Source organism: Aeromicrobium sp. PE09-221 (assembly GCF_002174305.1).
Taxonomy (GTDB): domain Bacteria; phylum Actinomycetota; class Actinomycetes; order Propionibacteriales; family Nocardioidaceae; genus Aeromicrobium.
In genome coordinates this window covers 1-23,976 of sequence record NZ_MIJB01000031.1, presented here as the reverse complement: position 1 = coordinate 23,976, position 23,976 = coordinate 1, and the positions used below count along the sequence as shown (strand labels likewise).

The following is a 23,976-nucleotide window of genomic DNA, read 5'->3' as shown; positions in this document are numbered from 1 at the left end:
CCTTTCGGTGGTGACTCAGGCCAGGGAGGTGGCCAGTCGGCGGGTGATCAGGTACAACTCGCAACCCAGGCACAGGCCGATGGCTGCGTTCAACAGTGCCGCGACGAGGGCCGCGGCGGTGGCGACGAAGCCGAGCACCGTGATGCCGGTCAGGAAACCGGCGATGGCGACGACCACGAAGATGAGGCCGACGAGCTGGGCGAACTGCGGCGGGCGCGCGTCCTCCCACTCGGTCGGTGCCGCGAGGCGCGGGCGCACCACGCGGGCGAAGAGCTGGGCATAGGGCGTCGCCCCCACTCCCACGAACGCTCCCAGGGCGAAGACGACGGCCTGGACGGCCAGCACGATCTCTCGTGCGGGCGACGGGACCACGAGGGCGACGGCGAGGACGGCCGCGGTGAGCGCAGCGGCGACGCGGGGGCCACGCGGGTCCACTTGCACGGGTCGAGACAAGGGTCTTCTCCAAGGAGGGCCGCGGGAGCGGCCGGCTGACGGTGGGAGGGGTCAGCGAAGACGACACAGCGCGGAGCGCACGTGGCAGTTATCGACCGCCCGGCGTCGCGTAAGGAGTGCCGTGATGAACATGTCCCTCAGCTTAGGGGCGAAAGCGGCCGACCCCATCGTGCGTCTCGAAATGCAAGACAACTATCCATATATTGAGATCATTCGATCGCTTCCGCCACGGCGGCCAGCACCTGATCGCGGCTGGGAGCGCCGGAGGCACGCCGGACCAACCGACCGGAGGAGTCGAGCACGAAGACAGTCGGCGTCCGCAGCACGCCCCACTCCCTCACCAGTTCCAGGTGCGCCTCGGCATCGACCTCGACCACTTCCACGCCCGGCACGAGCTCCGCGACCTGGGCGAGCACCGCCCGCGTGGCCCGGCACGGCTGACAGAAGGCGCTCGAGAACTGCACCAGCGTGGCCGTCTCCCCAGGGCGCCGCCCGAGGGCTCCGAGATCGAATCGGCCCTCGGCATCCTCGGTCGCAGGCACGCCGTCACTCCCCGTCGAACGGAACCGGCCGTTGACCGCGCGGGCCGCGAAGGCCACGAGGAAGGTCGCGACGAGAGCGGCCGCGAGCACCCACCATCCGGTCATGTCATGAGACTAGAACGCGACCGAAACAGATGTGATTCAGTTCTCATTCCACCCGTCACACCTAGAAACATCGATGAATCATGAAGTACGATCGACGCAGCAATGAGGCCACGGTGAATTCGCCATGGCCTCAACGTGTACTGGGAGGATTCCACGCCATGTCCCACCTGATTCTGCTCACCAGGAGCACCCAGTCATCGGTGGAGGTGCTGCCCGCGCTGGCCCTGTTGCCGCACCACGTGAAGATTCTGCCCGCCGAGGCGAGCGCCCTCATCGACGCCCCCCAGGCCGATGCCGTGCTCGTCGACGGCCGCCTCGATCTCGCTCAAGTCCGCTCCCTGACCCGCGTGCTCCGCACCACGGGCATCGACTGCCCCCTCCTCCTCATCCTCACCGAAGGTGGACTGGCCGTGGCCGCCGCCGATTGGGGAATGGACGATGTCATCCTGACCACCGCTGGACCCGCCGAGCTCGAGGCGCGCCTGCGGCTGGCCATCGGTCGTCTCCAGCAGGCCAAGACCACCGGCGACGACGACGCGCACGTCATCAGCTCGGGCGGACTCGTGGTCGACGATGTCACCTACACCGCCAAGCTGGAGAACCGCTCGCTCGACCTCACCTTCAAGGAATTCGAGCTGCTCAAGTTCCTGGCCCAGCACCCCGGCCGGGTCTTCACCCGGCAGCAGCTGCTCCAGGAAGTGTGGGGTTACGACTACTTCGGCGGCACGCGCACGGTGGACGTCCACGTCCGGCGACTTCGTGCGAAGCTGGGTGCCGACCACGAGACCCTCATCGGCACCGTCCGCAACGTCGGCTACCGCTTCGTGGCCGCCAAGCGCGAGACCTCGCGCGACACCGCCGACACCTCCGTCTGAGGCGTTCGACGCCCACGCGCGGCGCACAAGCACTAGAGTCGCGGGCGTGGGACGCCTGAACGCACGCGAGCTGATCGACCTCGTCCTCGACGAGGGCTCCTACACGTCCTGGGACGAGCCGATCGACATCAGCGGACACCGAGAGCCGTACCGGACCGAGTTGCGCGCCGCGGCCGAGCGCGCCGGGACGGACGAATCGATCGTCACCGGTCGCGCCACGGTCAAGGGCCGGCCGGTCGCCGTCCTCGTCAACGAGTTCGGTTTCCTCGCCGGATCCATCGGCCGGGCCGCTGCGAGCCGGATCGTCTCGGCCGTCCGCCGGGCCACCGCCGAAAGGCTGCCGGTCCTCGCGACGACCGCCTCGGGAGGAACCCGGATGCAGGAGGGCACCCCTGCCTTCGTGACGATGGTGGACATCTCCCGCGCACTCATGGATCACAAGGCTGCAGGTCTGCCCTATCTGGTCTACCTGCGCCATCCCACCACCGGCGGAGTCTTCGCGTCCTGGGGATCGCTGGGCCACATCACGATCGCCGAGCCGGGCGCCCTGGTCGGTTTCCTCGGCCCTAAAGTCTATGAGCTGTTGAACGGGGCGCCGTTCCCGCCCGGTGTCCAGACCTCCGACAATCTGGCGAATCGCGGCATCATCGATGCGGTCGTCTTCCCCGAGGAACTGCCATCGATGGTCGACACCGCGCTGTCGGTGCTCGTCGACCCCGCCGAACCCTCGAGGCGCCACCGACGGAGCGAGCAGACGACCATCCGGCACGACACCTGGGAGTCGGTGCAGCTGACGCGGCGCGCCCAGCGGGCAGGGGTCCGCGAGGTGCTCCGCTACGGCAGCGATGCGACGCTGCGCCTGCAGGGCACCGAGAAGGGCGAGCGGGACTCCGCGATGATCGTCGCCCTCGCCCGGCTCGACGGCGTGCCATGTGTCGTCATCGGGCAGGACCGCACGACACAGAGCCGTATCAAGCCGATGGGACCCGCGGCGCTGCGCGAGGCACGCCGCGGGATCCGCCTCGCCAATGAACTCGGCCTGCCGCTCGTGTCCTTCATCGACACCCCGGGCGCCGAGCTCTCGCCGCAGGCGGAGGAGGGAGCGATCGCCGGCGAGATCGCCCGCTGCATCAGCCAGCTCTCCACCATTCGCGTGCCCTCGGTCTCTGTGCTGCTCGGCCAGGGATGTGGTGGCGGCGCGCTCGCTCTGCTCCCTGCCGCACGGGTCATCGCCACGCAGAATGCGTGGCTCTCACCGCTGCCGCCCGAGGGTGCCAGTGCGATCGTGCACGGGGACATCGATCATGCCGAGGAGCTCGCCCGAGCCCAGCGCATCGGCGCCTTCGACCTGCACGAGTCCGGTACCGTGCACCGGATCATCCCCGAGGACGACGAGGACGATGCCGAGTCCCTCGCGCGTGCGGTCGCGGCCGAAGTCGGGGCCCAGTTGCGCGAGCTCGCCTAACGCCTCCTCTCACTGAGCGCACACCCAGGCCGGCGGGTTACGCACCTCTCGACACCCAGGGCGGTGGGTTACGCACGCCTCACGGCGCGGGACAGGTGCGTAGGCCACCGCCCACGCTCGGGACAGGTGCGTAAGTCACCGCCCATGAGCGGCGGGGCTGGATGGGTAGGGTGACCGCATGAGCGTCCAGGACATCGCCGACCTCGCTGAGGCAGCCCGCCTGGCCGATGGCGTCGCACCGTTCAACGAGGCCACCACCATCGCCGTGGAGAACGAGGGACCGTGGCGGGTCTTCCAGGCGGAGGACCACGCGGCCGCTCTCGCCAGCGGCGATGCCCCCGTCGAGATCGCCGTGCACCCCGACCATCGCCGCCGGGGCCGAGGCGGGGCTCTGCTGGATCGACTTCTCGCGAGCGGCGAGGAGGCATTCTGGTCCCACGGCGACCTGCCCGCCGCACGCGCCCTCGCCACCTCTCGCGGTCTTCGCGTCGCCCGCACCCTGCTGGTCCTGCGGCTCTCGATGACGACCGCACCCGAGGTCGTCGAGCCCCCGGGCGTCACGCTCCGGTCCTTCGAGGAGGACGACGCCGATACGATCGTCGCGATCAATGCGCGCGCCTTCGCCGCGCACCCCGAGCAGGGTGCGATGGACCGCACCGACTTCGACCGCCGCCGGGCCCAGCCGTGGTTCGACCCCGCCGGACTCTTCGTCGCCGAACGGGACGGTCGTGTCGTCGGCTTCCACTGGACGAAGGTCGAGAACGACTCGGGCGAGGTGTATGTCGTCGGCGTCGATCCGGAGGCCCACGGTGGTGGACTGGGCACCGCCCTCACCGCCCGCGGCCTGCGACATCTGTGGGACAGCGGTCTGCGGACCGTCGATCTGTACGTAGAGGGCGACAATGCCCCTGCCCTCGCGGTCTACCGCAGACTCGGATTCATCGAACATGCGCGCGATGTCCTCTGGTCGTCCTGAGCCCTCGGCAGGACAGGTGTTCACGCACCGTTCACGTTTTCATGTCATCGTGAACACGTGGAGAGTTCGGATCTGATCGAAGCTGCGACGTCGCCTGACGAGTTCGACGTGGATCCGCCCTATGATCCGCATGAGGGCAGCCTGCCCGACGACCGCTTCCTCGACCGCGAGCTGTCGTGGATCGCCTTCAACGCGCGCGTCCTCGAGCTCGCGGAGGACACGAGCCTGCCGCTGTTGGAACGGGTGCGCTTCACGGCCATCTTCAACAGCAATCTCGACGAGTTCTTCATGGTCCGCGTCGCCGGCCTCAAACGTCGCATCGCGGCCGGGGTGGCCGTCCCCTCGGCGAGCGGGCTCAAGCCGCGCCATGTCCTCACCGAGAGCCTGCGTGAGAGCAATGCCCTCATGGCCCGGCAGGCCGAGCTGTTCACCTCCTCGCTCGTGCCCGCGCTCGCGGCAGAAGGCATCGAGCTCATCACCTGGGCCGATCTCGATGCCGACGAGCGTGAGCGCCTCGGTGCGTTCTACCGCGAACGCGTCTTCCCGATCCTGACCCCGCTCGCGGTCGACCCGGCACACCCCTTCCCCTATATCTCCGGGCTCTCGCTGAACCTGGCCCTGCTCATGCGCAATCCGACGACCGGCAAGGAGCACTTCGCCCGGGTCAAGGTGCCGCCGATCATCGACCGCTGGGTATCGGCATCGGACGGCCGCTATGTGCCCCTCGAGGAGGTCATCGCGGCCCATCTGGACATGCTGTTCCCAGGCATGGAGCCCGTAGCGCACCACCTCTTCCGCGTGACCCGCAACGAGGACCTGGAGGTCGAGGAGGACGACGCCGAGAACCTGCTCAAGGCACTCGAACAAGAGCTGCTGCGGCGGCGCTTCGGCCCACCGGTCCGGCTCGAGGTCGAGGACACGATCACCGACGACGTCCTGTCCTTGCTGGTCACGGAGCTGCGCATCACTGAGGAGGAGGTGTTCCGGCTCCCCGGCCCGCTGGACCTGCGGTCACTGAACCAGATCGCCGACCTCGACCGACCGGAGCTGCAATACCCGCCCTTCGTGCCCGGCACGCACCAGCATCTCGCCGAGGTCGAGACCGCCAGTCCCGCCGACATGTTCGGGGCCCTCCGCAAGCGCGATGTCCTCGTCCACCACCCGTACGACTCCTTCGCGACGAGCGTGCAGCGCTTCATCGAGCAGGCCGCCGTCGACCCCGATGTGCTGGCGATCAAGCAGACCCTCTATCGCACCTCGGGAGACTCGCCGATCATCGACGCGCTCGTCGACGCCGCCCGGGCCGGCAAGCAGGTGCTGGTCCTGGTGGAGATCAAGGCGCGCTTCGACGAGCAGGCCAATATCCGCTGGGCTCGCAAGCTCGAACGGGCAGGATGTCACGTCGTGTACGGCCTGGTCGGCCTGAAGACCCATTGCAAGCTGGCCCTCGTCATCCGCGACGAGCCCGACGGCCTGCGTCGCTATGCCCACATCGGCACCGGCAACTACAACCCCAAGACCGCGCGTCAGTACGAGGATCTCGGACTGCTGACCTCGAATGCCGGCGTGACCCACGACCTCACCGAGCTGTTCAACAATCTGTCGGGCTTCGCGCAGAACACCGACTACGACACCCTGCTCGTGGCCCCGCACGATGTCCGCGCCGGCCTGCTGGAACGCATCGGCCGCGAGGCGAGCCATGCGCGCTCCGGCCGCCCCGGAGCGATCCGGATCAAGGTCAACGCACTCGTCGACGAGGAGATGATCGACGCCCTGTACGAGGCATCGCGGGCAGGCGTGCGCATCGACCTCATCGTGCGCGGTATCTGCGCCCTGCGGCCGGGTGTCCCGGGGCTCAGCGAGAACATCCAGGTGCACAGCGTACTGGGACGCTTCCTGGAGCACAGCCGGGTGTTCTGGTTCGCCGGCGGTGGCGAGCAGGAGGTCTGGATCGGTTCGGCCGACCTCATGCACCGTAACCTCGATCGCCGCGTTGAGGTGCTCGTCCGGGTCCCCTCGCAGCAGCACGTCGACCAGCTCTCGGATCTGCTCACGAGGATGGCCTCCCCCGAGACGATGTCCTGGCATCTGGACTCCGACGGCACGTGGACCCGGCACGGCGACCGCGACATCCAGGCGAGCCTCATCGAACAGGCCCGATCCCGCCGATCCCGCCGCGACTGAGCCTTCAGCACACCGACCAGGAGGAGGGCGAGGTGGCGCATACTCCGGGTCTACTTCACGGCCTTCTTCCCACCCAGTAGGCGGAACCGATGTATGCCTTACCGCCGCGTCGGCCACACTCTGTCCCGAGCCTATCGGCCGGGAGCGCGGAGTAGGCCGGGCAGCGAGTGCTCAGAGCGAGCGTTCGACACTGCGGCGCAGGCTCCAGGTGCCCGCGGCGAGAACCACCGCGGCCATCGCCAGCAGCACCCCGAGCTGCGGCAGGATGTCGATCATCCCGCCGCCACGCCGCTGGATATCGGCGAAGGCGTCGTAGGCCCAGGCGTGCGGGGTGATGTGCGCGACCGTGCGCAGCGTGTCGGAGAAGATCTCCAGCGGAGCCATACCGCCGCCGAGGCCGGCGAGCACCAGTCCGAGCCCGACACCGATCCCGCTCGCGGCGGCCTCGTTGTCGACGAGCGAGCCGAGCAGCATGGCCGCGCCCGCGGCCACGGCCCCGAAACACGCCAGGATGAGGACAGCCAGCAACGGATCGCCCCAGTCGACATCGAAGATCAGTGTGGTCGCGATCATGATGTACAGGCCCTGGAACATCGCGATGGCGAAGCGCCCGGTCGTCTGCCCCAGCAGCACCTGCCCCGAGCGCACCGGCGCTGAGAACGACCGGGCGATCACCCCCTCGCGTCGAGCCTGGATCAGGGTCGACGATCCGGCCAACGAAGTCAGGAAGACGAACAGCAGCAGCTGCGAGGTGGCCCCGACCTCGAACTGGCCCACACCGGAGAAGGCCTGCGCGACGTCATCGACATCGCGAACCGTCACCCTCGATGGCGTGACCCGCCCCCTCGCCGCATCGAGGGCCGCCTCCGCCGCGGGCGCCTCGATGCCACGCTGAGTGAGCGCTCCGAGCGCTGCGCGATCGAGCTGAAGCGTCTCGACCGCCGTGGCCACCTGTTGCCGCATGGCCAGTCCTGCCGCCCCCGAGGTGGGCACGATCTCCAGTTCGATGCGATCCCCGCGGGCGTAGGCCTCCTCCACCCCATCGGGAAGGATCAGGCCCGCGGCAGCGCGGCCACGTGAGACCTGTTCGAGCGCCTCATCCTCATCCGCCATGCGGACCGACAGATCTTGCGACTCCAATTGAGCGACCAGGGCATCGCGCAGCGCCCCGCTCTCCCCCACTACCCGCACACCGCCCTGCGTGCCAGCGCCGCCGAAGGTCGACCCGAGTACGAACACCAGCAACATCGGGAACACGAAGACGAAGAAGATATTCGACCTGTCGCGCAGGAAGCGCAGCAGCTCCGCCCAGGCGACGGCCGCCACGGGCCTCACAGGGACGTCCCACGGTCGGGCACCAGCCGGGAGATGACACCGACCACGACGGCGAAGCCGAACATGATGAGCACCGGTCCGGCGATATCGGCGACGCCGCCACCACCCGAGGTGATCCCGAGCCCACGGATGAAGGCCGCGACCGGGTTCAGGTCCAGGAGCCTGCCGAGCAGCCCCGACGCGGCCAACGGGAAGAACGCCCCTCCGGCTACACCCAATGTCACCGCGATGATCGACTGCGCGATATTGGCCTGCTCGGCGGTCTTGGCCACGCGGGCGATGACGAACATCAACGAGGTCGCCGCCGTCACCACCGACAGGACCAGCAGCGCCACCGCAGGGAGCGAGCCGAAGTTGACATCGAACATGAGGCCGCCCGCCACCAACAGGATCGTCGTGGCCACGATGCCGAGCAGGAAACTGACCAGCCCCTTGGAGATGAGCACCGCACTCGGCCGCATCGGCATCGACAGCAGACGCGGCAGGGTTCCCTGATCGCGTTCGGCATTCAAGGAGAGGACACCGAATCCGACCGTGAAGAGCAGGAACAACCCGGCTTGACCGGCGACCAGTGCCCCGGAGTCGCTCAACTGCTCGTCGGAGGCCTGCCCGTCGGTCAGGGAGATCGACGGAGCGGCGGTCGTCACGTCCTGCGCGATGTCCTGGAGATCCGCCGCGGGAACGCCGAGCGCGCCGGCCGCCTGGGTCGCGACCGTCGCGGCAGCGAACCGGTCCACGATGCCGGTGAGCACCGAGGTCAGGACCTGCCCCTCCAGGCCGGCACCGTCTCCCTCGATGACGGTGACGTCACAGCCCTCACCGCTGCTCAGGCCCGCCCCGAATCCCTCAGGTATCAATAACCCGACGGTGGCGGTCCCGTCGCGGGCATCGGCCCGAGCCCGATCCTCGTCGACCTGGTTCACCGTGATGGACAGCCCCTCGATGCCCTCGAGCGCGCTGAGGACACCGTCGGCGGAGGCATCGCCCTGCGGGACCGACGCAGCCACAGTCATATCGCCGAGCTCGGTACCCTCTTCGGCTCCACCGATGATCAGGTTCAAGATCCCCATGAGCGCGAGCGGGACGACGATGGCGAAGATGATGACCGAGCGATCGCGGATGCGCTGTTTGAGATCCGCGGCGGTCATCGTCCAGATGCGGCCCATAGGTCAGTCCCTCAACGCCTTGCCGGTCAGCTGGAGGAAGACCGACTCGAGATCGGGGCGCGTGATCTCCACATCGGCCAGTGACATCCCGGCTCCGGTGGCCCTCGTGACGATCTCGGCGACAGCGGTCGGTGCGCCATGAACCGTCAGCCGGAGCGCGAGACCGTCGTGATCGACCTGCTCGACCGCAGGCAGCTCCCGGAGACTCTCGATGGCGTGCGTGAGATCGCCCGTGCCGGCCAGGCGGATCTGGTCCACGCCGCCGGTGAGCCGGATGAGCTCATCACGCGTGCCCTCGGCCTGGATTCGGCCCGTGTCGATGATGCCGATCCGGTCGCAGAGCCGCTCGGCCTCCTCCATGTAGTGCGTGGTGTACAGCACTGCCATCCCGGCAGTGGACAGCCGCTCCACGGATTCCAAGATGGAATTGCGGGATTGCGGGTCCACGCCCACGGTCGGCTCGTCGAGGATCAGCAGGTGCGGCTCGTGCAGCAGTCCGATGCCGATGTTCAGTCGGCGCTTCATGCCGCCGGAGAAGTTCTTGCTCTTGTCCTTCGCCCGGTCAGCCAGCCCGATCAGCTCCAGGACCTCCTGGACCCGACCCTTGAGATCGGCGCCGCCCATGCCCTGCAGCCGCCCGAAGAAGACCAGGTTCTCCCGGGCGGACAACTCGGGATAGATCGCCAGATCCTGCGGCACCAGACCGATATGCCGCTTGGGCTGGGGATGTGAGGGCGACATCCGCTGGCCCGCCACCCGCACCGTCCCCGCGTCCGCGCGGATCAGGCCGGCGACCATCGAGATGGTGGTGGTCTTTCCCGCGCCATTGGGTCCCAGCAGGCCGTAGGTCTCACCCGGGGCGATCCGGAAGCTCACCTCGTCCACGGCTCTCAGCTCGCCGAAGCGTCGGGACAAGCCGTCGACGACGAGAACGTCGTCGACGGCTCCTCGGGTGTCCCCCACTTGGTCCTCGTCACCCGCCATCGTCACTCACGGCCCGGTCTCATGGAGCACATCCTAGAGGAGCGAGGCCGCTATGCGGATGCTCGTGCGCCAGCTCACCGGTTTCCACTGGCGTGGTCCCGAACGACACCGCCCGGTCAGCAGCCCGCGAAGAGAATCGGCCCCGTGCTGTCCATCAGCGAAGGGCCGCCGGGCCGGCGCGTGAACGACAACCGAGTCACGTTCTCCTCCGCGGTGACATCCGCATCGGTCACCACATCGGTCACGGCACCAGAGCGGCCGATGAACGCACCCGTCGTCAACCGTTCGCGCACCCGGGCCTGGTCGGTCGCGAGACCAGGACTGTCGAAACCGAGGACCACCGTGAAGGACCGTTCACCGACGGCGCGCACGCCCCACGTCGGCTCGCTGAGACCGCCGGCCCGCTCAGCAGCGGCCTTGCCCTGCTCTGCCACCTGCCCACCACGCCCCGAGACACCCGCCGTCGCGCAGGCCCTATCGCCGCGCTGCAGCAGCATCGCGGCAGGCGCCTCTGACACAGCGACCACGACATCACGCACGGCACGGCGGGTCGACAGACCACCGTCGAGGGCTCCGTCATCGCTCCCTGCCCGCAGGGTGCGGCTGCTCTCGTCGATCTCCGCCACCATCATCGAGGCCGCCAGACCGGCTGGAAGCGGCGCATCGTCGCCGAGCCTCCAGCGCTCACCATCGCGCTCGTAGCCAGCCGCCTCCAACGCATCGGCGATCCGGCCCGATCCGAACGAGGAGGACCATCCGACCGCCAAAGAGCTGCCAGATTCCGTCAACGAACCCGCCTCCCAGTCCAGATCCTGCGGCGAGAAACCGAAGACCTCCTCCCACTGCACGGCCAGGGGCGCGATCGCCGAGCGGGTGAGGGTGTCATCGGCCAGACCAGCACGTACCGCCGCCGCCAGATCGTCGTCATCGACCCGCGACCAATCCGTGAACGAGACCTCGACCGCATCGACCGGCGCCGCCGCGAGAGCCGCGGCCAACGGCGAGGAGGCCGAGGGCGAGGCAGTGCAACCGGCCGCGACCACGGCAAACGCGACGAACATCACCACAGAACGCCGCATCGCCCAGCCTCTCGACATGTCCTCGTCACCTTGAGCATGGACAATACTCACCATGTCGCCCCGCAAGGTCGTCCCCGCCGCCGGTGGCGTGGTGTGGCGCAAGCCCTCCTCGCGTACGGACGGTCTCGAGATCCTACTCATCCATCGCCCCCGCTACGACGACTGGACCTTCCCCAAAGGGAAGGCCGAGGCTGGCGAACTTCCGCCCGTCACCGCAGCCCGGGAGATCCTCGAGGAGACCGGATTCCGCGTCCGGCTCGGCCGTCCGCTGCCGAAAGTCTCCTATCAGATCGCCGGGGGCGTCAAAGAAGTCGACTATTGGATGGCCAAGACCCGGGGAAGCTCGAGCTTCGAGCCCACCAAGGAGGTCGACGCCCTCCGATGGTGCACGCTGCGCGCGGCACGCAAACGACTCAGCTACGAGCACGACATCGCACTCCTCGACCACGTCGAGGACCTCATCGGACCACGACAGCACGCCACCCACAGCCTCGTGCTGTTACGTCACGCCAAGGCCGAACAGCGCAAGCACTTCCACGGCCCCGACGATCGCGAACGTCCCCTGGCGCCCCCCGGGCTGACGGCAGCGCTGCGCCTAATCCCCGTGCTCGACGCCTTCGGCCCCAAGCGGCTGTTCTGCTCCCCGGCCCTACGCTGCCGCCAATCCCTCGAACCCTACGCCGAGGCCACCGGACGCTCGATGTTCCTGGACGACCGGCTGCTCGAAGGCACCTCCCCCAAAGCCGCCCGCGATGCCGTGCGGGATGCGTTGGCGCACAAGCGGTCGCTGCTGTGCTCGCACCGTCCCGTCTTTCCAGACCTGTTCGCCGCCCTCGACCTCGAAGATCCCGAGCTCTCGACCGGCGAAGCGGCCATCGTGCACCACCGCAAGGGTGTGGTTCTGGCCACCGAGCGCTGGCGTGCCTGATTCCGCGGACCTGCAGGCCTCCCGCGTTGAACAGGTCACCGCCCGGAGGCTCGTCGCACGAGGTCCCGCAGGACGCTTCGCTGATCGTTCACCTTCCGTTCACCCGCCCTGGGGTTGCGATACACCTACCCTCCCTAGCGTCGTATCCGAGGGGCCGAGACCGGCCCGACCGATAGGACCCAGAGAAGGAAATGCCCGTGAAGAGCAAGTCCATGCGTAAGGCCGCGGCACTCGGCGCAGGCGCCGTGCTCGCCCTCGGCCTCACGGCCTGTGGCGCCGGGAACGAGTCCGGTGACGGCGACGAGAGCAGCAGCGATCTGTCCGGTACGCTCAACGGCGCCGGCGCCAGCTCCCAGCAGGCTGCCGTCTCCGCCTGGCAGCAGGGCTTCCAGACCGAGAACTCCGATGTGACGGTCAACTACGACCCGATCGGCTCCGGTGGCGGTCGTGAGCAGTTCCTCGCAGGCGGCACCGACTTCGCCGGCTCGGATGCCTACCTCGACGACGAGGAACTGACCCAGGCCAACGACCTGTGCGGCCAGATCGTCTCCGTGCCCACTTATGTGAGCCCGATCGCCGTCATCTACAACCTACCGGGTGTCGACGGGCTCCAGCTCTCGCCCTCGACGATCGGCTCGATCTTCGCCGGCGACATCACCACCTGGAATGACCCGGCGATCGCCGAGGACAACCCGGACGCCGAGCTGCCCGACAGCGCGATCACCCCCGTCCACCGTTCCGACGACTCCGGCACGACCGAGAACTTCACCGAGTACCTGGACGCCGCGTCCGAGGGCACCTGGACCGCGGGTGTCGTCGAGACCTGGCCCACGCAGGGCGGCGAGGCCGCCAACGGCACCTCAGGTGTCGTGGCGGCGGTCGAGTCCGGTGAGGGAACGATCGGCTACGCCGACGCGAGCCAGGCCGGCGACCTCGGCCAGGTCGCGGTCAAGGTCGGTGACGAGTACGTCGCCCCGACCGAGGAGGCAGCGGCCCGTGTCCTCGACACCGCCGAGGAGGTCGAGGGACGCGAGGACACCGATATCGCCCTCGAGCTCGACCGGGCGACCACCGAGGACGGCGTCTACCCGATCGTCCTGGTCTCCTACCAGATGGCCTGCCAGACCTACGAAGACGCCGACAAGGCCGAACTCGTGAAGTCCTGGCTGACCTACGTCGTCAGCGAGGATGGCCAGCAGGCGGCCGCCGACTCGGCCGGCTCCGCACCGCTCACGGATGACTTCCGCGAGAAGGTCCAGACCGCGATCGACACGATCGGCGGCTGATCGGACGGGCCTTGGTCCCGGCGAACGAGGCACCAATCGTTCGCCGGGGTCATGGGCTGTCCGCCCGGCACCACCGCACCATCGGAAAGGCTCACCATCGTGACCTCGACCCAGTCCCCGGAACGCCGGAGGACGACCCCCACCCGACCGGGGGACCGGATCTTCCGCGGCACATCGCTGGCCGCGGCACTGCTGATCCTCGCGACCCTGGCCGGGGTCGCCGTGTTCCTGACCGCCGAGGGCATCCCGGGCATCCTGGCCTCGCCCGATGAGGTCAAGCACGGCACGGGCTTCGTCGACTATGTGGCACCGCTCGTCTTCGGTACGCTCCTGGCTGCGATCCTCGCCCTGACGATGGCCGTGCCCCTCGCGATCGGCGTGGCGCTGTTCATCTCCCACTACGCACCGCGAAAGCTGGCAGCCCCACTCGGCTATGTCATCGACCTCCTCGCCGCCGTCCCCAGCGTCGTCTACGGCGTCTGGGGCATCAGCTTCCTGGCACCTGCCCTCGTGCCGCTCTACCGCTGGCTGGAGGACAATCTCGGATTCGTCCCGCTGTTCGCGGGACCTGCCTCAGCCACGGGACGTACGATCCTGACCGCCTCGATCGTGCTCGCGGTCATGGTGCTGCCGGTCATCACGGCGATCTGCCGCGAGATCTTCCTGCAGACCCCGCGACTGCACGAGGAGGCCGCGCTCGCCCTCGGCGCCACACGCTGGGAGATGGCCCGGCTGGCGATCTTCCCTTACGCCCGCTCGGGCATCATCTCCGCCTCGATGCTCGGTCTCGGCCGCGCACTCGGAGAGACGATGGCGGTCGCGATGGTCCTCTCGGCCAGCGGCGTCGTCACCTTCAACCTGATCAGCTCGACGAACCCATCGACCATCGCGGCCAATATCGCCTTGACCTTCAATGAGGCCACCGGCCTGACCGTCAACGCGCTCATCGCCTCCGGGCTCGTGCTCTTCGTCATCACCTTCGGGGTCAATTTCGCGGCACGCGCCATCGTGGACCGCCGCAAGGACTTCTCGGGAGCCAACTGATGACCTCCACATTGCAGACCCCTCGTCCCGAGTCCGGGGCATCGCCGATCGCCTCGAGCCTGCGCGGGCGGCAACTCCCCCGCTGGGTGCCCCCTGCGCTGACCGCGGCCGCGGTCCTGCTGGCCCTCGTCGGTGTCTTCGGTCCCGTAGGCGCCTGGCTCGTGCTCGTCGGCTGGTGTGTCGCAGCGGTCATCCCGATCTGGTCGCTGGCCGTCGAGGGCAGCCGCAAGGCCATGGACCGGCTCGTGACGCTGCTCGTCTCGACCGCCTTCGCGATCACGCTGTTCCCCCTCGGCAGCATCCTCGCCACCGTCGTCTCGCGTGGCGCGCCCGTCCTGAGCAGCGAGTTCTTCACCTACTCGATGCGCAATATCGTCGGCGAGGGCGGCGGCATCTACCACGCATTGATGGGCACGCTGCTCATCACGGCCGCCGCCGCGGCGATCTCGATCCCCATCGGCCTCTTCACCGCGATCTACCTGATCGAGTACGGCGACGGCACCCGACTGGCGGGATGGATCCGCTTCCTGGTCGACGTCATGACCGGGATCCCCTCGATCGTCGCCGGCCTCTTCGCCTACGCGCTGTTCGTCATCTTCTTCGGGCCCGGTGTCCGGATGGGCGTCGGCGGCGCCGTGGCGCTGTCGGTGCTGATGATCCCGGTCGTCGTACGCTCCTGTGAGGAGATGCTCAAGCTGGTGCCGAATGAGCTGCGCGAGGCCTCCTACGCCCTCGGCGTGCCGAAGTGGCGCACGATCGTCAAGGTGGTGCTGCCGACGGCGCTGGCCGGTATCGTGACCGGGGTGACGCTCGCGATCGCTCGAGTCATCGGTGAGACCGCGCCCTTGCTCGTCATCGCGGGTCTCACCGATTCGGTGAACTTCAATCTCTTCGACGGACGCATGGCCACGCTGCCGGTGTTCACCTACTTCTCGATCATCGTCCCGGGCGTGCCGCCGGGTCCCAGCATCGAACGCGCGTGGGGAGCGGCTCTCGTGCTGCTCATCATCGTGATGCTGCTGAACCTCGCCGCACGGCTCGTCTCGTACTTCTTCAGCCCCAAGGGAGAGCGGTAAAACCAATGGCCAAGAGCATCGACGTCAGCGACCTCGACATCTACTACGGCGACTTCCTCGCCGTCGAGGGTGTGACCATCCCCATCGCCGCACGATCCGTGACCGCATTCATCGGTCCCTCCGGTTGCGGCAAGTCGACCTTCCTGCGCTCGCTGAACCGCATGCACGAGGTGATCCGCGGCGCTCGTGTCGACGGCAAGGTACTCATCGACGGTCAGGACCTCTACGCCGATGACATGGACCCGGTCAACGTGCGCCGGTTGATCGGCATGGTGTTCCAGCGACCCAACCCGTTCCCCACGATGTCGATCGCGGAGAACGTGCTGGCCGGTCAGCGCCTCAACAGCAAGCGGATGAAGAAGAAGGAGGCCGACGATATCGTCGAGCGCTCCCTGCGTAGCGCGGGACTGTGGAACGAGGTCAAGGACCGTCTGGACCGCCCCGGCTCGGGCCTGTCCGGCGGCCAGCAGCAGCGACTCTGCATCGCCCGGGCGATCGCGACACAGCCGGAGGTGTTGCTCATGGACGAGCCCTGCTCGGCTCTCGACCCGATCTCGACGAGCATCATCGAGGACCTCATCCACGAGTTGAAGACCGATTACACGATCGTCATCGTCACGCACAATATGCAGCAGGCAGCTCGCGTCTCCGACACCACGGCCTTCTTCAACCTCGCGGGCGTCGGGCAGCCGGGCAGGCTCATCGAGCACGGCGACACATCGATGATGTTCTCCAATCCCGAGGATCCCGCCACCGAGGCCTATATCCAGGGCCGCTTCGGCTGACGAACCCGTTGAGTGTGACGTTTGGACGGCTGATTCACTGATTCCGCCGTCCAAACGTCACACTCAACGGGTTCGCACGCGGCGGCTTCTTCAGCGTTCGTTCAGCGGGGACCTGGGATGATCGGACCGTGCGCATCCTGGTGGTCGAGGACGAGGTCCGGCTCGCGGCGGGCCTCAAGGCCGGCTTCGAGGCCGAGGGGTTCGCCGTCGATATCGCCCACACGGGCACCGACGGACTGTGGCTGGGTCGCGAGAACGCCTATGACGCCATCGTGCTCGACATCATGCTGCCCAGCCTCAACGGGTTCAAGGTGTGCGAGTCGTTGCGGCATCACGAGGTCTGGACGCCGGTGCTCATGTTGACCGCGAAGGACGGCGACTGGGACCAGATCGAGGCCCTCGACGGCGGCGCCGACGACTACCTCACCAAGCCCTTCTCTTTCGATGTCCTCCTCGCCCGGATCCGCGCGCTGGTGCGCCGAGGGCAGAGCGCTCGCCCCGCGGTGCTCACCGCCGGCGATCTCGCCCTCGACCCCTCGACACGCGCGGTCAGCCGCGATGACATGCCGATCGAACTGACCTCGCGCGAGTTCGCCGTGCTCGAATACCTGCTGCGGCGCAAGGGCGAGGTGGTCTCCAAAGCCGATGTACTCGGCAATGTCTGGGACTTCGACTTCGACGGCGATCCCAATATCGTCGAGGTCTACATCCGCCACCTGCGCAACAAGGTCGACCGGCCCTTCAGCCGTGCCGCTATCGAAACCGTGCGGGGTGCGGGCTATCGACTCGCGGCAGATGGAGGATGACCGTGTCGTCCGTCCGCGCCCGTATCACGCTCGGGGCGAGCCTGATCGTCGCGATCGTGCTCGTCCTCGGTGCCGTGCTGTTCACCTGGACCCTCGAGCGCACGCTGACCTCGTCGCTGGCCGACACGGCCGAGCGATCCGCCGAGGCACTCGCCCGCACCCTCGACGATGACGACGACCGCATCAGCGATGCCGATGACGATGATCTCGCTCAGCTGATCGACGATGACGGCAGCGTGCGGGCCGCCAACGACGAGGCCTCCGGCCTGCCGGCGATCATCGACCCGGACCGCGACGAGCGGACCATCGAGGTCGACGGCGACCGCTACGTGGTGGTCACGGCCCCCGCCGAGGACGGCGTGCTGGCCCTCGGTGCACCGCTCGACGAGGTCGAGGACTCCGTCGGAGCCACCCGTGGACTGCTCTTCGTTGCCCTGCCCGTGCTCGTCGTGCTCGTCGCCGGGGTCACCTGGGTGACGGTCGGCCGCTCCCTGCGGCCGGTCGAGAGGATGCGCGCTGATGTGGCCCGGATCGGTGTGAGCGACCTGTCCCGGAGGGTCGAGGTGCCGCGAGGACGTGATGAGATCCCACGGCTCGCGCGCACCATGAACACGATGCTGGAGCGCCTGGAGGCCTCGTCGCGGCAACAGCGGCAGTTCGTCTCCGATGCGTCGCACGAGCTGCGGTCCCCCATCGCCTCCATGCGCCAGAGTGCCGAGGTGCTGCGCCGCCACCCGTCCGCGGATCTGGACCTCCCGGCGACCGTGCTGGCCGAGACCGAGAGATTGGACGGCCTGGTCGCGGCCATGCTCGTCCTGGCGCGCTCCGATGAACACGGACTGGCGTTGCGACGCGAGCCCGTCGATATCGACGATCTGATGTTCGCCGAGGCGAGTCGCCTGCGTGCGGCGGGTCTGGAGGTCGACAGCACCGCGGTCGGCCCGGCGCGGGTCGACGCCGATCGGCGCCTGCTCGGCCAGGTGCTCCGCAATCTGGCCGATAACGCCGCCCGGCACGCGCGGAACGCTGTGGCCTTCTCGGTGAGCGAGCGCCCGGACACCGTACTGCTCGTGGTCGAGGATGATGGCGATGGTATCGAGCCAGCGGACCGGGAGCGGGTCTTCGGACGCTTCGTCCGTTTGGACGAGGGCCGGGCGCGTGATGCTGGCGGCAGCGGACTCGGCCTGGCGATCGTCGCGGAGGTCGCGCGGGCCCACGGCGGGGGCGTGGGCGTCGACGAGAGCCCCCTCGGTGGCGCCCGCTTGACCGTCCAGATTCCGCGCACGAGCTCGCCATAGACTGCTCTCTATGCGTCTTTCGGGATTTCTGACCGGGATCCCCGTGGCCACGCTCGCCCTCGCGGGGTGCGGAGGCGGGATGGTCCGGCGACGAGGTGCTGGCCAGGGGACCGGCCGAGAAGGACCGCCTCGCGGTACCCCTCAATCAGGTGCGTATCGACGGGGACCGGGTCATCATCGGCGGTCTGGGCAGCAATCTCAGCGTGGATCTGGCGGCGGGCTCGGCCGCGGGCGATGAGACCACCGCGGCGCTGCTGGGCTGCCTCGACGATCCGGTGGCGGCACTCATCGAGAGCGGGTCCGGTGTCCCGCATGCTGTGGAGTTCCACGCCGCCGACGGTGAGCCGCGGAGCGTGATCTGCCTGATCGGGCGACGAGAGCGATCGCGTCGCCGAGGCCGTCGACGGTCAGACCCCGAGGGGGCGGCCCTACGGCGACTTCCCTGCCGACCCGCAGGTCGAGAGCGTCGGCGGCGCCGTGCGTGTCACCGCGACCAATACGGCCGAGTCTCAGCCCGTGACGATCGCAGCTAGCGCGTGTCAGGCGCGCAATCGCGAGATCGCGTAGAGCGCGACACCCGTCGCGACACCCGCGTTGAGCGACTCGAGATCGCTCGACATCGGGATGCTGACCAGCTGGTCGCAGGTCTCGCCCACGAGGCGCGACAGACCCTTGCCCTCGCTGCCGACGACCACGACGAGTGGTCCGTCGGCCAGATCGAGGGAGGGCAGCTCGACATCGCCGTCGGCCGCCAGGCCCACCACCATGAGACCGGCCTCCTGGTACGCCTTGAGCTGCCGCGTCAGATTGGTGGCCCGCGCGACCCTGACCCGGGCCGCGGCGCCTGCGGACGTCTTCCAGGCCGCCGCGGTCATCTGCGCGGCGCGGCGCTCGGGGATGACGACCCCGTGCACGCCGAAGCCCGAGGCCGAGCGCACGATCGCCCCCAGATTCCGCGGGTCGGTGATGCCATCGAGCATCACGATGAGCGCCGGTTCCCCTCGCTCGACGGCGATCGCCAACAGGTCATCGGGGTGCGCATACTCGTAGGCATCGAGCTTGGCGGCGATGCCCTGGTGAACGGCGCCGCCGGTGAGCCGATCGAGCTCGGGGCGGCCGATCTCCAGCATCGAGACATTCTGCTCGGCGGCGAGCCGGAAGATCTCGCGCAGGCGCTCGTCTCGCTCGGTGCCCTCGACCACGTACACAGCATTGACCGGCACCGTGGCCCGCAGCAGCTCCACGACGGAGTTGCGGCCAGCGACCCACTCCGGGCCTCCGTCACCGGACTTGCGCTTGGGCTTGGCCCGCTCGCGCTTCTCGGCAGCCTGCACCATCTTGTACTTCTTGTGATTGGGACGGTCCTCGGCCCGCGGGGTCGGGCCCTTTCCCTCGAGGCCGCGGCGACGCCTGCCGCCGGAACCAGCCGTGGGATTGCCCTTGCCGGTCTTTTTTACGGCGCCGCGACGCTGGCTGTTGCCGGCCATCAGCGGTCCTCCTTCACAGTCCAGCGGGCGCCCTGAGGGGTGTCCTCGATGGCGATGCCCGCGGTGGTCAATTGGTCACGGATGCGGTCGGCAGCCGCGAAATCCTTGGCGGCCCGCGCCTCGGCGCGGTGGTCGAGCAACTGCTGGACCAGGGCGCCGAGCGCGGCCTGGGCCGGCCCGTGGTCGCGGCTACCGGCCCAGTGCGGGTCCAGCGGATCGAGTCCGAGCACATCGAGCATGGCGCGCACAGAGCCGAGGGCGGCCCTCAGGTCGTCACTGGCACCGTGACCGAGCAGACGCTGACCCGAGGCCACGGTGTCCTGCACGACGGCGAGCGCGGCGGGCACGGAGAGATCGTCGTCCATCGCCTCGGCGAAAGCGGGCGGGATCTCCCCTCCGTCGCACCGGCCGACGAGGCTGGCCGCGCGGGTCACGAAGCCCTCGATACGGCTCATCGTCGTCGCAGCCTCGGCGAGGGACTCCTCGCTGTACTCGATGATCGAGCGGTAGTGCGCGGCCACCAGGTAGTACCGCAGAGCGATCGCGGGGACGCGCTTGACGACCTCCGCGACCGTCAGCGTGTTGCCGACCGACTTGCTCATCTTGGACGAACCGAGGTTGAGCATCGCATTGTGCATCCATACGCGCGCGAAGGGCTGGCCAGCGGCCCGTGACTGCGCCAACTCGTTCTCGTGATGCGGGAAGCGCAGGTCCAGGCCGCCTCCGTGGATGTCGAACTCCGGTCCGAGATACTTGGCAGCCATCGCCGAGCACTCCAGATGCCAGCCAGGGCGTCCCCGACCCCAGGGAGTCGGCCACGAGGCGGACTCGGGCTCTTCCTCCTTGCGGCCCTTCCAGAGCGCGAAGTCACGGGGATCGCGCTTGCCGTCGGCGGGGGCGTCGGGTGCCTCCTGCATATCCTCGATCGACTGATTCGACAGCTCCCCGTAGGGGGGCCAGGAGCGGACATCGAAGTAGACGTCTCCCGACCCGTCCTGGGCCGGGTAGGCGTGCCCTCGCGCGATGAGCGTCTCCATCATCTCGATCATCTCTGGCACGTGGCCGGTGGCCCGCGGCTCGTAGGTCGGAGGCTCACAGCCGAGGACCTCGTAGGCCGCGTGCAAGGCCCGCTCGTTGCGGTAGGCCACGGCGAACCACGGCTCGCCGTTCTCGGCACCCTTGGCGATGATCTTGTCGTCGATATCGGTCACATTGGCGACGATGCGCACGTCATAGCCGGCTCGCTCGAGCCAACGGCGCAGCACATCGAAGACCACCTCCTTGCGGATATGACCGATGTGTGGCGGTCCCTGCACCGTCAACCCGCAGTGGTAGATCCCGACGCGACCCGGCACCACCGGGTCGAGCGGCCGGATCTGCCGTGTCGCGGAGTCATACAGATGGAGGGTCACGGGTCCAACCCTATCGGCCGCGGGGCTGTGGTCGGCCGACGCGCCGGTGGGGGCCTCGCCCCGCGCCATCAGGCGCCGCTACCGCCAGCCTGCGGAGCCTGCTCCAGGTAGGGGCGCAGCCCGGTCGCGAGGAGATACACACGATCGTCCAGGCGATTCATCCGATCCTCCAGGCGGTCCATCCGGCCATCCAGGCGGTCCATCCGCGTGGCCAGCGACTCCATCCCAGCCCTCACGTCTGCCCGCACCCGCTCGCTATCGGCTTTCGCTTCTGCCTTGGCATCCGCGATCCCCTCACGGAACTCCACCCGCACCCGCTCGCTATCGGCTTTCGCTTCTGCCTTGGCATCCGCGATCCCCTCACGGAACTCCACCCGCACCCGGTCGCTATCGGCTTTCGCTTCTGCCTTGGCATCCGCGATCCCCTCACGGAACTCCACCCGCGCCGCGGCGATATCAGCCTTGAGCTCGGCACGGAAGCTGCCCAGTTCGCGCCGCAGCATGACATACAGGCTGCCAAAGCTCGCCACCACGGCGAACAGCGACACCCAGGTCTGCAGGTCCATGCCCAACACCCCTTCAGTGTGACCGATCCGGTCGATCCATTCCACTGACGGTAGGCAGCGTCGTCACTCCCCGACCACCCTTTTCAGCGAACCTGTGGACGATGCCGGACCCCGCCCCGCCTGTGGACGACGACTCGCCGACCAGGCACTCCCACTACGCTGTCGACATGGCTGCGCTTCCCCGTGTCGGCATCGGCACCGATGTCCACCGGCTGGTTCCCGGCCGTGAGCTCTGGCTGGCCGGACTGTACTGGCCCGATGCCGAGGCCGGTCTGGACGGCCACTCCGATGGTGATGCCGCCGCACACGCCATGGCCGACGCCCTCCTCACGGCGGCGGGGCTGGGCGATATCGGGGAGCGCTTCGGCACGGCGTCACCGGAGTTCGCGGGCGCCTCGGGATCGGTCTTCCTGGAGGAGACCGCCCGACTCGTGCGCGCCGAGGGCTGGGAGATCGGCAATGTCGCGGTGCAGGTCATCGGAAACCGTCCGAGGATCGGCTCGCGCCGAGGCGAGGCGCAGCAGACGCTCGGCGCATCGATCGGTGCTCACGTATCCGTCTCCGGCACCACCACCGACGGCCTCGGACTCACCGGCCGAGGCGAGGGGATCGCGGCGATCGCCACCGCTCTGCTGCTCGGCTGAACGGCACGCACCCCACCGGCGCCCGCGGAGACGACGAACGGCGCCGGATCAGTCGATCCGGCGCCGTTCCGCTAGGCAGGAAACTCAGGACGCGAGAACCTCATCGAGGCGGGTCTCGGCCTTGTCCTCATTGGTGTTCTCCGCCAGCGCCAGCTCCGAGACGAGGATCTGCCGGGCCTTGGAGAGCATCCGCTTCTCACCGGCCGACAGGCCCCGCTCATGGTCGCGGCGCCAGAGATCGCGGACGACCTCGGCCACCTTGAGCACATCTCCGGAGTGCAGCTTCTCCAGATTCGCCTTGTAGCGGCGGGACCAGTTGGTGGGCTCCTCGACGTGCTCGGCTCGCAGCACCGAGAACACCCGCTCCAGACCGGCCTCGTCGACCACATCGCGCACACCGACCAGATCGACATTGCACGCCGGGACGCGCACGACGAGGTCACTCTGCGCCAGGACTCTCAGAACGAGGTACTCGCGGATCTCCCCCTTGATCGTTCGTGTCTCGATGTCTTCGATGACTGCAGCGCCGTGATTCGGATACACAACGGTTTCGCCGACAGTGAAAGCCATAGACATTGCACCTTTCCTCGACACCCAGGATATCACGGGTTTCGGACGTACTTCCTGGCCGTTTTCGCCGGCGGCCGGGCCCTCCGATACGATGCAGACCGTGAGCCTTCGACGACGCCGCATCGCCGCCATCGCCCTGGTCGCCGCCTCTCCGCTCGTGCTGTCCGCCTGCGGAACCAGCTTCAGTGCGCAGACCAACCAGCAGTACCAGCAGTCGATCGGCGCCAATCTGCGCGACATCGACGCGCCCGTGCAGATCTACAACGGACTGTTCGTGGACAACGGCGACGGCACGGCCACCTTCTCCGGAGCCCTGCTTGCCCGGGCGGAGGACCAGGTCGTCGAGTCGGTGGAGGTCACCGCCAGCGGCACCGACGTCAACGCCACCCCTTCGGGCACGCCAACGCTCGTCGACCTGCCCAATGGCATCGAGCTCAGGGCAGAGCTCCTCGCCCCGGTGGGCGCCGACGGCGAGATCATCGTCGAGGACGACGAGATCGTCGAGGGCCGCTACGCCCTGCTGACCCTGAACCTCGCCTCCGGTGGGCAGGTCTCGCTCAATGTCCCGGTCGTCGCGCGCAGCGAGATGTACTCCTCGGTCGCGACGGAGTCCCGGACCCCGAGCACAGAGCAGCTCGAGGAGCTCGACGCCGCGGGCCTCGAACCCGCGGAGTGAGTTCCACCGACACCGATGAGAACGGGCCGCCCCTCGGGGCGGCCCGTTCTCATCGGTGGACCAGCGCGACCAGCGCGGGTCTCAGCCGCCGACAGGCAGCTCCCCGGTGACCAGGAAGACCACGCGGCGGGCCATGTTGACGGCGTGGTCGCCCAAGCGCTCGTAGTAACGGCCGAGCAGTGCGAGATCGATCGCGGGCTCGAGTCCGTGGTCCCAGGAATCATCGGACACGAA

Annotated in this window: 25 protein-coding genes; 14 read left to right on the top strand and 11 right to left on the bottom strand. The window is 68.3% G+C overall.

The features are described from left to right. Positions 1–15 precede the first annotated feature (15 nt). The gene (locus BHE97_RS16730; protein WP_087625176.1) at positions 16–441 is read right to left on the bottom strand and encodes a DUF4395 domain-containing protein; all 426 of its coding nucleotides are present in this window, start codon (positions 439–441) and stop codon (positions 16–18) included. A gap of 221 nt (positions 442–662) precedes the next feature. Then, a complete protein-coding gene (locus BHE97_RS16725) occupies positions 663–1,100 on the bottom strand; it encodes a thioredoxin family protein (protein ID WP_087625175.1) in 438 nt (145 codons plus the stop codon). A gap of 158 nt (positions 1,101–1,258) precedes the next feature. On the opposite strand from BHE97_RS16725, the gene BHE97_RS16720 reads away from it, so the two are divergent. The 4 genes from BHE97_RS16720 to BHE97_RS16705 all read left to right on the top strand — a co-directional run bounded on the left by BHE97_RS16720 (position 1,259) and on the right by BHE97_RS16705 (position 6,600). Continuing rightward, positions 1,259–1,975 (top strand): response regulator transcription factor, encoded by a 717-nt coding sequence (locus tag BHE97_RS16720; RefSeq protein WP_087625204.1) that lies wholly within the window; start codon positions 1,259–1,261, stop codon positions 1,973–1,975. A gap of 46 nt (positions 1,976–2,021) precedes the next feature. Further along, positions 2,022–3,440, top strand: coding sequence for an acetyl-CoA carboxylase carboxyltransferase subunit alpha/beta (locus BHE97_RS16715; RefSeq protein ID WP_236757756.1), 1,419 nt, complete (start codon positions 2,022–2,024; stop codon positions 3,438–3,440). 178 nt (positions 3,441–3,618) lie between these two features. Continuing rightward, the gene (gene mshD / locus BHE97_RS16710; protein ID WP_087625174.1) at positions 3,619–4,416 is read left to right on the top strand and encodes a mycothiol synthase; all 798 of its coding nucleotides are present in this window, start codon (positions 3,619–3,621) and stop codon (positions 4,414–4,416) included. A 108-nt stretch (positions 4,417–4,524) separates the two neighbouring features. Then, positions 4,525–6,600: an RNA degradosome polyphosphate kinase gene (locus tag BHE97_RS16705; protein ID WP_201791505.1), complete on the top strand. Its 2,076-nt coding sequence runs from the start codon at positions 4,525–4,527 to the stop codon at positions 6,598–6,600. A gap of 171 nt (positions 6,601–6,771) precedes the next feature. On the opposite strand, the gene BHE97_RS16700 is transcribed toward BHE97_RS16705, so the two are convergent. The 4 genes from BHE97_RS16700 to BHE97_RS16685 all read right to left on the bottom strand — a co-directional run bounded on the left by BHE97_RS16700 (position 6,772) and on the right by BHE97_RS16685 (position 11,182). Beyond that, positions 6,772–7,935 (bottom strand): ABC transporter permease, encoded by a 1,164-nt coding sequence (locus BHE97_RS16700; protein ID WP_087625172.1) that lies wholly within the window; start codon positions 7,933–7,935, stop codon positions 6,772–6,774. Then, the gene (locus BHE97_RS16695; RefSeq protein ID WP_201791502.1) at positions 7,932–9,101 is read right to left on the bottom strand and encodes an ABC transporter permease; all 1,170 of its coding nucleotides are present in this window, start codon (positions 9,099–9,101) and stop codon (positions 7,932–7,934) included. The genes BHE97_RS16700 and BHE97_RS16695 overlap by 4 nt, the downstream gene beginning before the upstream one ends. 3 nt (positions 9,102–9,104) lie before the next feature. Next, complete coding sequence (locus BHE97_RS16690) at positions 9,105–10,064, bottom strand: ABC transporter ATP-binding protein (RefSeq protein WP_236757755.1); 960 nt, start codon at positions 10,062–10,064, stop codon at positions 9,105–9,107. A 137-nt stretch (positions 10,065–10,201) separates the two neighbouring features. Further along, positions 10,202–11,182: a hypothetical protein gene (locus BHE97_RS16685; RefSeq protein WP_087625170.1), complete on the bottom strand. Its 981-nt coding sequence runs from the start codon at positions 11,180–11,182 to the stop codon at positions 10,202–10,204. Between the two features lie 34 nt (positions 11,183–11,216). Here BHE97_RS16685 and BHE97_RS16680 point away from each other — a divergent pair, with 34 nt between their 5' ends. The 8 genes from BHE97_RS16680 (at position 11,217) to BHE97_RS16645 (ending at position 18,920) form a co-directional block, all read left to right on the top strand. Then, positions 11,217–12,092: an NUDIX domain-containing protein gene (locus BHE97_RS16680; protein WP_087625169.1), complete on the top strand. Its 876-nt coding sequence runs from the start codon at positions 11,217–11,219 to the stop codon at positions 12,090–12,092. A gap of 197 nt (positions 12,093–12,289) precedes the next feature. Then, complete coding sequence (pstS, locus tag BHE97_RS16675) at positions 12,290–13,378, top strand: phosphate ABC transporter substrate-binding protein PstS (protein WP_201791501.1); 1,089 nt, start codon at positions 12,290–12,292, stop codon at positions 13,376–13,378. Between the two features lie 99 nt (positions 13,379–13,477). Continuing rightward, complete coding sequence (pstC, locus tag BHE97_RS16670; RefSeq protein WP_236757754.1) at positions 13,478–14,422, top strand: phosphate ABC transporter permease subunit PstC; 945 nt, start codon at positions 13,478–13,480, stop codon at positions 14,420–14,422. Continuing rightward, entirely contained in the window at positions 14,422–15,498 is a 1,077-nt protein-coding gene (pstA, locus tag BHE97_RS16665) for a phosphate ABC transporter permease PstA (RefSeq protein WP_087625167.1), read from the top strand. Before pstC ends, pstA begins: the two co-directional genes overlap by 1 nt. A 5-nt stretch (positions 15,499–15,503) precedes the next feature. After that, the gene (gene pstB, locus BHE97_RS16660; protein ID WP_087625166.1) at positions 15,504–16,283 is read left to right on the top strand and encodes a phosphate ABC transporter ATP-binding protein PstB; all 780 of its coding nucleotides are present in this window, start codon (positions 15,504–15,506) and stop codon (positions 16,281–16,283) included. A 128-nt stretch (positions 16,284–16,411) separates the two neighbouring features. After that, positions 16,412–17,089: a response regulator transcription factor gene (locus BHE97_RS16655; protein ID WP_087625165.1), complete on the top strand. Its 678-nt coding sequence runs from the start codon at positions 16,412–16,414 to the stop codon at positions 17,087–17,089. A 2-nt stretch (positions 17,090–17,091) separates the two neighbouring features. After that, the gene (locus BHE97_RS16650) at positions 17,092–18,387 is read left to right on the top strand and encodes a HAMP domain-containing sensor histidine kinase (protein ID WP_236757753.1); all 1,296 of its coding nucleotides are present in this window, start codon (positions 17,092–17,094) and stop codon (positions 18,385–18,387) included. Positions 18,388–18,482: 95 nt separating this feature from the next. Beyond that, on the top strand, positions 18,483–18,920 hold the full coding sequence (locus tag BHE97_RS16645) for a hypothetical protein (RefSeq protein ID WP_087625163.1): 438 nt from the start codon (positions 18,483–18,485) through the stop codon (positions 18,918–18,920). Positions 18,921–18,926: 6 nt separating this feature from the next. Here the strand turns inward: BHE97_RS16645 and rlmB are convergent, their stop codons facing one another. The 3 genes from rlmB to BHE97_RS16630 form a co-directional block, all read right to left on the bottom strand. After that, positions 18,927–19,874 (bottom strand): 23S rRNA (guanosine(2251)-2'-O)-methyltransferase RlmB, encoded by a 948-nt coding sequence (gene rlmB / locus BHE97_RS16640; protein WP_087625162.1) that lies wholly within the window; start codon positions 19,872–19,874, stop codon positions 18,927–18,929. Continuing rightward, entirely contained in the window at positions 19,874–21,286 is a 1,413-nt protein-coding gene (cysS, locus tag BHE97_RS16635) for a cysteine--tRNA ligase (RefSeq protein ID WP_087625200.1), read from the bottom strand. The genes rlmB and cysS overlap by 1 nt, the downstream gene beginning before the upstream one ends. 68 nt (positions 21,287–21,354) lie before the next feature. Continuing rightward, the gene (locus BHE97_RS16630; protein WP_140400219.1) at positions 21,355–21,852 is read right to left on the bottom strand and encodes a hypothetical protein; all 498 of its coding nucleotides are present in this window, start codon (positions 21,850–21,852) and stop codon (positions 21,355–21,357) included. Positions 21,853–22,019: 167 nt separating this feature from the next. On the opposite strand from BHE97_RS16630, the gene ispF reads away from it, so the two are divergent. Then, positions 22,020–22,496 carry a 2-C-methyl-D-erythritol 2,4-cyclodiphosphate synthase gene (ispF, locus tag BHE97_RS16625; RefSeq protein ID WP_087625199.1) on the top strand — a complete coding sequence of 159 codons (477 nt, stop codon included), beginning with the start codon at positions 22,020–22,022 and terminating at the stop codon, positions 22,494–22,496. An 84-nt stretch (positions 22,497–22,580) separates the two neighbouring features. Here ispF and BHE97_RS16620 read toward each other — a convergent pair whose 3' ends face one another. After that, positions 22,581–23,066, bottom strand: coding sequence for a CarD family transcriptional regulator (locus BHE97_RS16620; protein WP_087625160.1), 486 nt, complete (start codon positions 23,064–23,066; stop codon positions 22,581–22,583). A gap of 100 nt (positions 23,067–23,166) precedes the next feature. Between BHE97_RS16620 and BHE97_RS16615 the strand changes: the two genes are divergently transcribed. Beyond that, positions 23,167–23,742: a hypothetical protein gene (locus BHE97_RS16615; RefSeq protein ID WP_140400217.1), complete on the top strand. Its 576-nt coding sequence runs from the start codon at positions 23,167–23,169 to the stop codon at positions 23,740–23,742. Positions 23,743–23,823: 81 nt separating this feature from the next. Here BHE97_RS16615 and BHE97_RS16610 read toward each other — a convergent pair. After that, positions 23,824–23,976, bottom strand: a 153-nt coding sequence (locus tag BHE97_RS16610; RefSeq protein WP_272896921.1) for a PhoU domain-containing protein, incomplete at its 5' end; no start/stop codon positions are given.